This window comes from Novacetimonas pomaceti (genome assembly GCF_003207955.1).
In the GTDB taxonomy this organism is placed as follows: Bacteria; Pseudomonadota; Alphaproteobacteria; order Acetobacterales; family Acetobacteraceae; genus Novacetimonas; species Novacetimonas pomaceti.
Genome location: NZ_NOXG01000002.1, coordinates 196,280 through 209,064, shown reverse-complemented (window position 1 = coordinate 209,064; position 12,785 = coordinate 196,280). Strand labels below are relative to the sequence as shown.

Annotated in this window: 8 protein-coding genes and 1 tRNA gene; 6 read left to right on the top strand and 3 right to left on the bottom strand. The window is 65.3% G+C overall.

Features of this window, described 5'->3' with window-relative positions; translation table 11 throughout:
- Positions 1-104: 104 nt before the first annotated feature.
- The 3 genes from gltB to CFR71_RS03325 form a co-directional block, all read right to left on the bottom strand.
- Positions 105-4,643, bottom strand: coding sequence for a glutamate synthase large subunit (gene gltB, locus CFR71_RS03335; RefSeq protein WP_110526943.1), 4,539 nt, complete (start codon positions 4,641-4,643; stop codon positions 105-107).
- Positions 4,644-4,648: 5 nt separating this feature from the next.
- Entirely contained in the window at positions 4,649-6,103 is a 1,455-nt protein-coding gene (locus CFR71_RS03330) for an NAD(P)-dependent oxidoreductase (RefSeq protein ID WP_110526941.1), read from the bottom strand.
- A gap of 155 nt (positions 6,104-6,258) precedes the next feature.
- Entirely contained in the window at positions 6,259-7,182 is a 924-nt protein-coding gene (locus CFR71_RS03325) for a complex I NDUFA9 subunit family protein (RefSeq protein ID WP_110526939.1), read from the bottom strand.
- 282 nt (positions 7,183-7,464) lie between these two features.
- Here CFR71_RS03325 and CFR71_RS03320 point away from each other — a divergent pair.
- The 6 genes from CFR71_RS03320 to lptB all read left to right on the top strand — a co-directional run bounded on the left by CFR71_RS03320 (position 7,465) and on the right by lptB (position 12,642).
- Positions 7,465-7,551: transfer RNA gene (locus CFR71_RS03320), tRNA-Leu, on the top strand.
- Positions 7,552-7,864: 313 nt separating this feature from the next.
- Positions 7,865-8,512 (top strand): ribonuclease D, encoded by a 648-nt coding sequence (locus tag CFR71_RS03315; protein ID WP_110526937.1) that lies wholly within the window; start codon positions 7,865-7,867, stop codon positions 8,510-8,512.
- 68 nt (positions 8,513-8,580) lie between these two features.
- Positions 8,581-9,645 carry a KpsF/GutQ family sugar-phosphate isomerase gene (locus CFR71_RS03310; protein WP_110527557.1) on the top strand — a complete coding sequence of 355 codons (1,065 nt, stop codon included), beginning with the start codon at positions 8,581-8,583 and terminating at the stop codon, positions 9,643-9,645.
- Entirely contained in the window at positions 9,642-10,451 is an 810-nt protein-coding gene (lptC, locus tag CFR71_RS03305) for an LPS export ABC transporter periplasmic protein LptC (protein ID WP_239019231.1), read from the top strand. Before CFR71_RS03310 ends, lptC begins: the two co-directional genes overlap by 4 nt.
- The gene (locus CFR71_RS03300; protein WP_110526935.1) at positions 10,451-11,860 is read left to right on the top strand and encodes a hypothetical protein; all 1,410 of its coding nucleotides are present in this window, start codon (positions 10,451-10,453) and stop codon (positions 11,858-11,860) included. The genes lptC and CFR71_RS03300 overlap by 1 nt, the downstream gene beginning before the upstream one ends.
- On the top strand, positions 11,857-12,642 hold the full coding sequence (lptB, locus tag CFR71_RS03295; protein ID WP_110526933.1) for an LPS export ABC transporter ATP-binding protein: 786 nt from the start codon (positions 11,857-11,859) through the stop codon (positions 12,640-12,642). The genes CFR71_RS03300 and lptB overlap by 4 nt, the downstream gene beginning before the upstream one ends.
- Positions 12,643-12,785 lie beyond the last annotated feature (143 nt).

The window sequence follows — 12,785 nt, the reverse complement described above, 5'->3', positions numbered from 1 at the left end:
AACGGACAGGGCCGGGGACAAAACCCCCGGCCCTGTCACAATGTTTCCCGATGACGAAGCAGACGACACCCCGGCGGAACCCCGGCAGCGTGCCCGGCTGCGCGTCAGGCGCTGCGGGGCAGTTCAACCGGGGCAAAGCCGATGACCCTGGCATATTCGCGCGGCACGACATGCCAGAAACGCGGCAGCACCTTGTCCCAGTTATGCAGCAGCAGTTCGGCATAGCGGCTGCTGGTCTCACGCACATGGGTTTCCACCTGCTCACGCAGCGCGGCCTCCCATTTCGGGTCCTCGACACGGCTCCATGTCAGGGTGTCGGGATTGACCCGCTCCTCGAACGTGCCGCTTGCGTCATAGACAAAGGCCATGCCGCCGGTGAAGCCCGCGCCGAAATTGTCCCCGATTTCCCCCAGGATCACGACAAGGCCGCCCGTCATGTATTCGCACCCGTTGGAGCCACATCCCTCCACCACGCCGATCGCGCCGGAATTGCGCACGGCAAAGCGTTCGCCCGCCTGCCCCGCCGCATACAGCGCGCCTGCGGTTGCGCCATACAGCACGGTGTTGCCGATGATGGCATTTTCGTTGGACACCAGGTTGGACGAAGGCGACTGCCGCACGATGATCGTCGCGCCCGACAGGCCCTTGCCGACATAATCGTTAGCATCGCCCAGCACCTCGAGCTTGAGGCCCTGCACCGCGAACGCGCCCAGCGACTGCCCCGCCGAGCCGCGCAGGCGCACCGTCAGGTGCCCCGGCACCAGCCGGTCCATGCCGAACTGCCGCACGATCAGCGAGGAAATGCGCGTGCCGATCGCGCGATGCGTGTTCTGCACGTTGTACTGCAGCTGCATCTTCTCCCCATGATCGAACAGGGGACGCGCATCGGCGATCATCTGCGCATCCAGCGTCTCCGGCACCTCGTTGCGGCCTTCGCGCGTGCAGTAACGCGCATGCGGCCCCGGATCGGCCTGCGCCAGCAGGGAATTGAGGTCGAGGTCATCGAGGTAGTCCGCCCCGCGCAGCACCTGATGCAGGAGGTCGGTGCGGCCGATCACCTCGTTAAGCGTCGCAAAGCCGAGGGATGCGAGGATGTTGCGCACGTCCTCCGCGATGAAGGAGAACAGGTTGATGACCTTCTCCGGCGTGCCCTCGAATTTTTTGCGCAGGTCCTCGTCCTGCGTGCACACGCCCACCGGACAGGTGTTGGAATGGCACTGCCGCACCATGATGCAGCCCATCGCGACAAGGCTCGCGGTGCCGATTCCGAATTCCTCCGCCCCCAGCATGGCGGCGATCACCACGTCGCGCCCGGTCTTCAGCCCGCCATCTGTGCGCAGCTTCACCCGGTGGCGCAGGCGGTTGAGCATCAGCACCTGATGCGCCTCCGCCAGGCCAAGTTCCCACGGCATGCCGGCATACTTGACCGAACTCTGCGGGCTTGCGCCCGTGCCCCCGCTATGCCCGGAAATCAGGATCGCGTCCGCCTTGGCCTTCGCCACGCCCGCCGCGATCGTGCCGATGCCCGAACGCGCCACCAGCTTGACGGTCACGGTGGCCTCCGGATTGATCTGCTTGAGATCGTAGATCAGCTGGGCCAGGTCCTCGATGGAATAGATGTCGTGGTGCGGCGGCGGCGAGATCAGCGTCACACCCGGCGTCGCGTGGCGCAACTTCGCGATCAGGCCCGTCACCTTGAAGCCGGGAAGCTGCCCGCCCTCGCCCGGTTTCGCACCCTGCGCCATCTTGATCTCGATCTCGCGGCAGTCATTGAGGTACTGCGCGGTCACGCCGAACCGGCCCGATGCAATCTGCTTGATCGCGGACGACGCGTTATCGCCGTTGGAACGCGGCTTCGCACGGGCGGGATCCTCCCCCCCTTCGCCTGAATCGGACTTTGCCCCGATGCGGTTCATCGCGATCGACAGCGTCTCGTGCGCTTCGGGCGACAGCGCGCCAAGCGAAATCCCCGGCGCGATCAGGCGTTTGCGCAGTTCGGTGATGCTTTCGACCGATTCCACCGCGATGGGCGTGCGGCCGCCCCGGAAATCGAGCAGGTCGCGCAACGCCACCGGCGGCTGGCGCCGCACCGCGTCGGCATAACGCTGATAGATGGAGAAGCTGTCGGTCGCCACCGCCGTCTGCAGCATGTGGATCAGCGTGCCGTCAAAGGCATGCACCTCCCCCGTGCGGCGCAGCTTGTAACGTCCCCCCACCGGCAGGGATTCGATCTGGCGGTCCCATGCCTTTTCATGGAAGCTCAGCACATTGCGCGCGATGCCCAGCAGGCCGATGCCCGAAATGCGCGAGGGCATGCCGGGGAAGAATTCCGCCGTCAGGGCGCGCGACAGGCCGATCGCCTCGAAATTGTAGCCTCCGCGATAGGCCGCGACGACGGAAATGCCCATCTTGGACATGATCTTCAGCAGGCCCTTGTTGACGGCCTTGCGGTAACGCTCCACCGCCTCGCCAAAGGACATGTCGCCAAACAGGCCGCGACGGTGCCGATCGGCGATGCTTTCCTGCGCCAGGTACGGGTTGACCGTCGTGGCCCCCACCCCGATCGTCACCGCGATGGCATGGACATCCAGCGCCCCGGCCGACCGCACGTTCAGCGAGGTGAAGGTACGCAGCGACTGCCGCACGAGATGCGTATGCACCGCCGCCGTCGCAAGGATCATGGGGATATAGGCGCGTTCCGCCGACTGGTGTTCGTCGGTCAGGAAGACATGCGTGCATCCGCGCCGCACATGATCCTCCGCCTCCGTGCGGATGCGCGCAATCGCCTCGCGCAGGCCGGCCTCCCCATCCGCCGCGGGGAAGGTGCAGTCGATGACGCAGGCATTGTCGCCACAGAACTCCCTCAGCGCCTGGAACTCGCCCGTCGTCAGCACCGGCGTCGGAAGCTGGAGCAGGTCGCACTGCGTCTCGCTTTCCTCAAGGATGTTGCCAAGGTTGCCCAGACGGGTCACGAGGCTCATCACCCGGGTTTCGCGCAGGCTGTCGATGGGGGGGTTGGTAACCTGGCTGAAGGCCTGGCGGAAATAATGCGCAAGCCCGCGATAGCGCGTGGACAGCACCGCAAGCGGCGTATCATCGCCCATGGAGCCTATGGCCTCGGCCGCATTTTCAACCATGGGCTGGAGAATGACCTCCAGTTCCTCCAGCGTGGTGCCGACCGCAAGCTGCCGGCGGCGCAGGTTCTCGCCCTCGTACAGGCTCAGCTCCCGGCTGCCCGCGCGCACGAGGCAGGAGATGTCGCGCGTGCGCTTCACCCAGCCCGAAAAGTCCTGCCGCGCGGAAAGCATGTCCAGAAGCTGGTCATTGTTGTAAAGCCGCGCCTCTTTGAGGTCGAGCGCCAGCGACTGCCCCGGCCCGAGGCGGCCACGACTGACGATGTCGGCCTCCGGCACCTTCACCATGCCGGTTTCCGAACCCACGATCAGCAGCCCGCCCGACGTGATGGTATAGCGCAGGGGACGCAGGCCGCTGCGGTCCAGCCCGGCCAGCATCCACCGCCCGTCCGTCGCGCAGATCGCGGCCGGCCCATCCCACGGTTCCATCACCGCGTTGCAGTACGAATACATGTCCTTGTGCCGCTGCGGCATGGCGGAATTGCCGCCGATGCTGGCGGGCACCATCAGGCAGCGCGCCATCGGCGCGTCACGCCCCGCGAAGGTCAGCAGTTCAAAGACATTGTCAAAGCACGCCGTGTCCGACCCCTGCGCCTGCACCACGGGCTTGAGGTCATCCATGTACGCATCCAGCGCCGGATCGGCCAGCCGCGTCTCGTGGCTTTTCATCCAGTTGACGTTGCCCGAAATGGTGTTGATTTCGCCATTATGGGCAAGGCGGCGGAACGGCTGCGCCAGCTTCCATGTCGGGAAGGTATTGGTGGAATAACGCTGGTGATAGATCGCAAAGCGGCTGACGAAACGCGGGTCCAGCAGATCGGGATAGAACTCCGTCAGGTGCTCCGCCAGGAACATGCCCTTGTAGATCAGCGAACGGCACGACAGCGAACAGACATACAGGTCAACCTGGTTGGCGATCGCGCTTTTCTCGATCCGGCGGCGGATGACATACAGGTCGCGCTCGAACGCGTCCTCCTGCGTGCCGGGCGTGTTGCGGATCAGGATCTGTTCGATTTCCGGCCGCGTGGCGTTCGCCTTGTCCCCAATGCAGTCGGTGTTGATCGGCACCTGACGCCAGCCATAGATCGCATAGCCGAAGGCAAGGATCTCGCTCTCGATGATCTGGCGGCAGCGTTCCTGGGCCGCGATGTCGGTCTTGGGCAGGAAGATCATGCCCACCGCGATCTGGCTGTCCACGCTGGCGTCGCCGCCGATATGGATGGCATCGGCAAAGAAATCCTGCGGGATTTCGACATGGATGCCCGCACCGTCGCCGGTCTTGCCATCCGCGTCGACCGCGCCACGGTGCCATACGGCCTTCAGCGCGGCGATCCCCGCCTCCACCACGTCGCGACGTGGTTTGCCGTCAAGGGCGGCGACCATGCCGACGCCGCACGCGTCATGTTCCTGCGCGGGATCGTACAGGCCCGAAATCGCCTGGGCATTGTCATGCCATTCGCGCACGAAATCGTCCGAAGGGGCCGTGTGCTGTGCTGTGTGCTGGTCCATTGTCGTTACTCCGCCGCTTCGGCGCGCACGGCCGCCACGGTCTCAAGCCAGCGGTGCATCTGCGCCGCCGCGTCCCGTCCATCGCGGATGGCCCACACCACAAGGCTGGCCCCCCGCACGATATCGCCCGCGGCGAACACGCCGGGCAGGCTGGTCATGAATGTCTGCCGGTCCACCATCAGGGTGCCCCAGCGCGAAACCTCGAGATCCGGCTGCCCCCACAGGGTCGGCAGCGGTTCGGGATCGAAGCCGAGGGCCTTGACCACGAGGTCGGCCTCCAGCGTGAAGGCGCTGCCTTCCACCGGCTCCACCGACTGCCGCCCGCTGGCGTCTGGCAGGCCGAGCTTCATGCGCACGGCGCGCACGCCGGTGACATGCCCGTCGCCCAGGAAGGCCTCCGGCCCGGCGAGCCAGACGAACTCCACGCCCTCTTCTTCCGCGTTCTTCACCTCCCGCACCGAGCCGGGCATGTTGGCGCGGTCGCGGCGATACAGGCATTTCACCGACCGCGCGCCCTGCCGGATGGCGGTGCGCACGCAGTCCATCGCCGTGTCGCCGCCGCCGATCACGACCACGGACTTGCCCGCCGCGTTCAGCGCGCCGGATTCGTACTCCGCCACGCTGTCGCCAAGGGAGACACGGTTCGACGCGGTCAGGTAATCCAGCGCCCGCACGATCCCGCCAAGCCCCGCGCCGGGACCGCCGATATCGCGCGATTTGTACACACCCGTCGCGATCAGCACCGCGTCATGGCGGTTATGCAGGGTGGAAAATGCGATGGTATCGTCACCATCCACATCCGCGACCCCTTTGCCCAGATGGAAGGTGACGCCGGAATCCTCCAGAAGGCGATGGCGGCGCAGGACGATGTCCTTTTCCAGCTTGAAGCCGGGAATGCCATACATCATCAGACCGCCGATCCGGTCGTAACGGTCATAGACATGGACCTGAAAGCCGAGTTCGCGCAGCTGCACCGCCGCGGCAAGGCCACCGGGACCGGCCCCGATGATGCCCACCGTCTGCGTGCGCTCGGCCACGGGACGGACCGGCCTGACCCAGCCCTGCTCGAACGCGGTGTCGGTGATGAAACGCTCCACCGCACCGATGGTAACGCTTTCGAATCCCGGCTCGATCACGCAGTTGCCTTCGCACAGGCGGTCCTGCGGGCAGATGCGGCCACAGATTTCGGGAAAGTTGTTGGTGGCGGAGGAGACTTCATACGCCTCCTCCAGCCGTCCGGCCGCCGTCATCATCAGCCAGTCGGGAATGTTGTTGCCCAGCGGACAGTGCACCGAACAGAACGGCACCCCGCACTGTGAACAGCGCGAGGACTGGGTCTGCGCCTGCGTGAGGGGCAGTTCGTCATAGATTTCGTTGAAATCCCTACGCCGTGCCTCGGCAGGCCGTTTTTCGGGCTGCTCCTGCGCAACAGAGACGAATTTCAGCATGCGCTCGGTCATCGGGCTGCCCCTCGGGTCTGGAAATCATGCGAACGCACCCCTGTGCGCCTTTGGTGGGTCACACCTACGCAAGGCGGGGGAGGAATAAAAGACAGCATTGCTGTCATTTTTACAAAAAATACGCAAAATGACGCCGCATGTCTTCTGAAACATCCTCAGCCGGAGCGAAAACGCGCCAGATATTGCGCGGCCATCATTTCCAGTGACACGGGCGTGATCCCCAGCAGGTCGAAGCCACGCATCCCCTCCCCCACCACATTGTCGGAACAGAGCATCGAAAGCTGGTCGCGCGTCAGCACCCGTCCGGGCAGGTGTTCGAGGAACAGCGCCTGGATCCGCGCCAGCCACATCGGCACCGGCAGGACGGGACGCGGATGTCCCGCGGCATCCGCGATCCAGCGCACCATGTCCTCCATGCGCCACACGCGCGGGCCGCCAAGCTCGAAAATGTCGCCCGCCGTATGGCTGTCGCGCGCGATGCGGCGAATCGCCTCGGCCACGTCGCCCACGTATACGGGCTGGAAACGCGTCGCGGCGCCATAGACAGGCAGGACCGGAAGATAGCGCGCCATGCGCCCGAACATGTTGGTGAAATGGTCCTCCGCCCCGAAGATGATGGAAGGACGCACGATCACGGCCTCCGCCATGTGACGGATGACCTCCGCCTCCCCCAGTCCCTTGCTGCGGCCATAGGCGGAAACGGACCCCGCCGCCGCGCCGATGGCCGACATGTGGACCAGCGCCCCCACCCCGGCGGACGCGCACAGGCGCGCGACGCGCCCGGCACCCTCGACATGCACGGCGGTGAACGAGGCATGGCGCCCGGGGGCGAGGATGCCGACCAGATTGACCACCAGATCGCTTCCCTCGATGGCCGCCACGCTCGAACGCTCCTCCAGCACGGAGGCATAGATGGGAACGATCTGCCCCACGTCGCCCATCGGGCGCATCTGCGCCGCGCGGTCCGGGCGGCGCGACGCGACGCGCACCACGTAACCGTCGCGCGCAAGGCGACCGACCAGATGCCGTCCCACAAATCCGGTCCCGCCAAAGACCGTTGCGACCCTGCGAATCCCCATCTGGCGCCTCTCCCCCTGTTTTTTCGTTCCAGTTTTTCGCCCCGGCTTTCACACCGGCGTTTCAGGCCGGATTTCCGTGCCGGTCCGCGATCATGACGCACCCACGCCACGCATGCACCTCATTCCGGCGGGATCGCCAATCATGCCGCAAAAGGGCCGTCTGCCGCGGGGGCGCAAAAAAAACGTCATCGAATTCAAAAAAATACACCAACACCTGTTGACCGCGCGATGGGCTCAGACTAGAAACCGCTTCACACCACCCCGGCAACGGGGAGCCTCTGAGCCCAGATGGCGGAATTGGTAGACGCGCAGGTTTCAGGTACCTGTGGCCGCAAGGTCGTGGAAGTTCGAGTCTTCTTCTGGGCACCAGATTTTTCCAAAAAAAAGTCAGGCTGAAAATCCTACCGGACTGTTGTCCGGCCGGTTTTCCCGGCACGCCGGAAGGCCAATGCCGCCAAATAGTGGCGCATTCGCATCAATCCCCCCTGTTCCCGATACGAATTTGGTGTAAACCGCGACAATGTTCACACCGTCGGCATATCGCCGTCTGGATGCTGGCAAAGTGGCATGGTGCGCGCCCCGGCCTGGATTTCGCGATCCCGACCGCGTGGAATCGTCTTTTGCATCCTGTCGCTCCATACCACATGCCACGGACCGACACCGTTACGGAGCATGACGCACGATGCCTGAGACCGCCGTCCCCGACACAATCCATTTCCATCGTGGCGACCTGCCCGCCGCCGTGGGCTTTTCGGGCATGGTGGCCGTCGATACGGAGACAATGGGCCTTAACCCGCATCGTGACCGCCTGTGCCTGGTGCAGCTGTCGGGCGGTGACGGGCATGCCCATCTGGTGCAGATCCCCGCAGGCGCGAAGGCGGCGGACTTTCCCAACCTGATCCGCGTGCTGTGCGATGCAACGGTGCCGAAACTGATGCATTTCGCCCGCTTTGACGTTGGCATCCTGCAATATACCTTCGACATCACGGTGGCACCCGTCATCTGCACCAAGATCGCCTCGAAGCTCGTGCGGACCTATACCGACCGTCACGGGCTTGCGAACCTGTGCCGGGAACTTCTGGGCATCGAACTGAGCAAGCAGCAGCAGAGTTCCGACTGGGGCGCGCCATGCCTGACCCCGCAGCAGCAGATCTATGCCGCCTCCGACGTGCTTTACCTGCATGCGCTGTGGGCGAAGCTGGAGGCCCTGCTTGTGCGCGAGGGACGCCGCGAACTGGCGCAGGCGTGCTATGACTTCATGCCCACGCGCGCGCGTCTGGACATCCTTGGCTATGATGAACCGGACCTGTTCGCCCACCGGGCGGCGTGACACACCTTTCCCACCAGTTTCCCGGCATGCGCGGGAACGCTTTACATAACGATACAGAAAAAACCGGCATGACCCACAGCCTTCCGTCCCTCTCGAACGCGTGTCCCGTCACCGCGGACCAGGCTGCCATGATCGAAGGCGCCTGCAAGGTGCTGCAGACCGAACGTAACGGCCTGACGCTGCTGATGGAGGCACTGCGCCAGGCGCTGGGGGACAGGGGGGACGCCACCATCGCGGCCTCGGGGCTGGGGGATGCCTTCATCCGCACGATAGAAGTACTTTCCACCCCGGCACGGCGTGTCGTGGTGACCGGCATCGGGAAATCCGGCCATATCGGGCGCAAGATCCAGTCCACGCTGGCCTCGACCGGCACGCCGTCGATTTTCGTGCACCCTGCCGAGGCCTCGCATGGGGATCTGGGCATGCTCCAGCCCGGGGACGCGATCCTTGCGCTATCGAATTCGGGCGAGACATCGGAACTGGCGGACATCGTCTCGCACGCGCGGCGCTTCGGGCTGCTGCTGATCGCCATGACAGCGCGTGCCGAATCGACACTGGCGCGGGCTGCCGACATTTCGCTGGTCCTTCCCCACGCGTCAGAGGCCTGCCCCATGGGGCTGGCGCCGACCACCAGTTCGACCATGCAGCTTGCGCTGGGCGATGCCCTGGCCATCGTGCTGCTGACGCGCCGTGGTTTCGGGGCGGACGATTTCGGCGTCTTTCATCCCGGCGGCCGTCTGGGCGCGCAACTGCGCAGCGTGCGTGAACTGATGCATACCGGACCAGGAATGCCCCTGGGCGCGCCCGACCTGCCGCTGCGCCAGGTCATCATGGAAATGACGCGCAAGGCCTTTGGCTGCATGGGGGTGGTGGGGGCCGATGGCGCGCTGGTGGGCCTGATTACCGATGGCGACCTGCGCCGCGCGCTGGAACAGGATATCGACGGGACCCGCGCCGCCGACATCATGAATACGAATCCGCAGACCATCAACCCTGACGCCCTGGCCGTCGATGCGCTGCGGATCATGAATGACCGTCCGCGCCCGATCACCAGCCTGTTTGTCCTTAATGCGGAACACCAGCCCATCGGCATCCTGCATATCCATGACCTGTTGCGTGCCGGGGTTGCATGACCGGAACAGCGCCAGACGATCCGGACTTCCCCCCTTCGGATGACGATGATCAGCGCGACCGGCCCGTACAGCGCGAGGATTATGCCCGTTCGGCCGAGGATGTCGCACGTCAGCGCAGCATCTTTAACAACCGCACCATCAGGCAGCGGCTGCTGCCCAATGAAAACGACCTGGCGCGACGGCGCGCGATCATGCGGTCGGCCAAATGGGCGCTTCCGCTGACGGCGCTGGTCCTGCTGGGATCCATCGCCGCGTGGCCCGCGGTGGAACGCGCGGTCATCATGCATCGCGGCACGATGGCGCAGATGTCGCGCGTGCACGTCAAGAGCGGCAGCATGCTCAACGCGACCTATCGCGGGCTGGACGATCACGGCCATCCCTTCATGGTCACCGCCGATGAGGCCCGCCAGATTTCCCCCGAACGCATCGACCTGACCACGCCGCAGGCCGACAGCCTGCTGGGACCGGGAAACTGGGTCTATGTCACCGCCCGCAATGGGGTCTATATCCAGCACAGCCAGCTTCTGGACCTGACACAGGACGTGATGCTTTATCGTAGCGACGGAACCACCATGTACAGCCCAACCGCGGATATCGACATGAAACACGGCATCATCGTGTCGGACAGCTGGATCCATTCCGAAGGTCCGTTCGGCGTCCTCGACGCGCAGGGGGCGATGCTGCTGATCCGTGACGGCATCATGCAGTTCCGGGGGCCGGGGCGGATGCTCCTCAATACCGGCCATGACGGACGGACGGGCGCGCAACCACCTTCCCCCACAGCCCCGTCCGGGGGGAAACGCTGATGCGCAGGCATGTATCCGCCCTCCTGCTGCTGGCGGGGGGGACGACCGGCGTTGCCTGTCACCACGATGCCCGCGCGCAGGGGCTGGACATGTCGCAGGGCGGTCAGGTGAGCGTGACGGCGGCGGGCGGTTTCGACTGGGACCAGAACAGCCAGACCGTCACGGCCTATGACCGGGCGCAGGCCGTGCGCGGCAATGTCACGGTCCGCGCGGACAGGCTGATCGCCTATTATCGCAAGAAAAATCCCACGGCGCATCCCGCGCAGTCCGCCCCGCCATCCGCCTCCGCGACCGGGAATGCCCCCGCCGCGCCGCAGGCTGCAACACGGCAGGAGGCGCCGGTTCCGGCTGCCACCGCGACGCCTGCGCCCACCCCCGCCACACAGTCCCAGGCCACACAGTCAGCCGCGCAGTCACAGGCCGCCGACGCGGTCCCGGACGCCTCGATACAGGCGCCACGCACGTCCCCCGCAAAACCGGGGGCGGCTTCCACGCCATCGTCACAGCCAGCCACCCGATCCACGGCGCAGGCCGCCACGAACAAGCCCGCGCCATCCCCCGCCGCGGCGAACCCTCCGCCGGCTCCCGTCCCGGCCGTACCGCCATCCCCGGCTGCCAGAGGACCGATCCCCCCGACGACGACGGCGGCAGCCGGGGGCGATCCGGACGTGGATACGAGCCTTGCGACCCATTCCGACACCCTGCCCGAGGATCTGCCCCCGCCCGACCGGCCCATGCCGCAGTCATCGGGACATGCGGCCGGACCGGGCGGCGAGGGATCCGGGGGCAATGGTGGCAGCGAGGTCTATCGGCTTGAAGCGGTGGGTCATGTCCACATCTTCACCAACACCGATCAGGCATGGGGGGATCGTGCCGTTTACGACATGGACCAGGCCGTCCTTGTGATGACCGGCACGAACATGAAGATGACCACCCCGCAGGACATCCTGACGGCGCGTGACACCATGGAATACCATTCGCGCGAACACATGTCCGTCAGCCGGGGCAATGCCACCCTGACCACCAATGACGGACGCCAGATGCGCGCGGATATCCTGGTGGGATATGACAGGCCGAAGAATTCCCGCACGCCCCGTTCGACGACCGGCCATGACGCCAGTCCCGGCGCGGGGGCGATCGATCGCGTCGATGCCTTTGGCCATATCCTGATCCGCACACAAAGCGAGGCCGTGACAGGTGATCGTGGCGTATATGTTCCCGACAGCGCGATCGCGCGGATTGTGGGCAATGTCCACATTTCGCGTGGCCTGAACCAGATCAGCGGCGCCGCCGCGATCGTGAACATGCGCACGGGAATCGCCACCCTGACCGATACGCCGGGATCGCGCGTCAGCGGGCTTGTCGTGCCCAACCAGGCCGGAAACGGCAACAAGGGAACCACGAAATGAATACGTCTGCCGTCCCGAAGGACGCATCCGTGCAACAGCCCCCCGCCGCCGGACCGGCAACGGGCGGCCTGATCGCCAGCGGCATCGGCAAGAGCTATCGCAAGCGCTCGGTCGTGCGTGATGTCTCGCTCCAGGTGCAGCGGGGCGAGGCCGTGGGCCTGCTGGGACCCAATGGCGCGGGCAAGACCACCAGCTTTTACATGATCGTGGGGCTGGTGCGGCCCGACATCGGCACCATCACACTGGATGGCGCGGACATCACGCAGTTGCCGATGTATCGCCGCGCGCGCATGGGCATCGGCTACCTGCCGCAGGAATCCAGCATCTTTCGCGGCCTCAATGTCGAACAGAACATCATGGCCGCGCTGGAAATCGTGGAACCGGACCCCGACCGCCGCCAGACGATGCTTGACGGTCTGCTGGGGGAATTCGGGATCACGCGGCTGCGCCACTCCCCCTCCCTCGCCCTGTCGGGCGGTGAGCGGCGACGCCTTGAAATCGCGCGCGCACTGGCCAGCCAGCCGCATTACATCCTGCTGGACGAACCGCTGGCGGGGATCGATCCCATCGCGGTGGGCGAAATCCGCGACCTTGTCGCCCATCTGAAGGATCGCGGCATCGGGGTGCTGATTACCGACCATAACGTGCGTGAGACGCTGGAGGTGATCGACCGCGCCTACATCATGCACAGCGGGCAGGTCCTGACGGAGGGACGGCCCGAGGAAATCGTCGCAAACGAGGACGTGCGCCGCGTCTATCTGGGTGAGAAATTCACCCTCTGACGCCCTTTGCGCCGCCTGCGGAAAGGTTGCATGGAAAATCCTGATGCCCTTCATGCAAAGAAGGAATGGACAGAAGCGACCCAAGCATGTCCAATGGTCTTTCCGGCTTTCCCGTGGAGGGGGCCGGAACTGGTGCAACAGAG